This window comes from Pseudomonas sp. EL_65y_Pfl2_R96, assembly GCF_963970905.1.
Classification (GTDB): Bacteria; Pseudomonadota; Gammaproteobacteria; order Pseudomonadales; family Pseudomonadaceae; genus Aquipseudomonas.
The window spans coordinates 1-588 of sequence record NZ_CAXAQH010000159.1 but is presented as its reverse complement, the minus strand read 5'-3'; the positions used below and the strand labels follow the sequence as shown (position 1 = coordinate 588).

Here is a 588-nt window from a genome sequence, read left to right as displayed (position 1 = left end):
ACGCCCTCGCGGCTCCCGCGGTGCGCGCGCCCGCCGGCCTCGCCGACCGCATCGTCGCCGCCGCGGCGAGACTGAAGCGCGACACCGCCGAGCCCAGCACCGAAGGCGAGACGGCAGAGAGCTGAGCCCGCGCGTTCCGGGCGTCATGCAACATCATCGCAGGCATCACGCGCGGCAGAATTTGCCGTGTCGAAAGCCGTTTGAGCGGCGGCAAATCCCCGCCTGATTTCCCGGCACGCCACGTTTCATCAGCACACAGATTTCAAGCGCGGCTTCGTCTCGCAACGAACCAGCCGCGCTGAAGGACCGGAGTTTCTGATGACCGTTTCGGCGACGAGTTCCGTCTCGACTGCGACCACCAGCACATCGTCATCGACTGCATCCTCGTCGAGCTCGACGATGACGTCCACCGATTTTCTCTCCCTGCTGATCAGCGAGCTGCAAAACCAGGATCCGCTGAACGCGACGTCGACCACCGATCTCACCAACCAGCTGATGCAGTATTCGAACTACATCGGGCAGCAGACCACCAACGACAATCTGTCGTCTCTCGCCAGCTCGTTCTCGAGCCTCGTGACGCTCAATTCG

General features: G+C 63.1%; 1 protein-coding gene. It reads left to right on the top strand.

Annotated features, from left to right (window positions below):
* Positions 1–318: 318 nt before the first annotated feature.
* Positions 319–588 (top strand): flagellar hook capping FlgD N-terminal domain-containing protein (locus tag AACY49_RS29990; protein WP_339527841.1); only part of this gene is annotated, 270 nt, incomplete at its 3' end.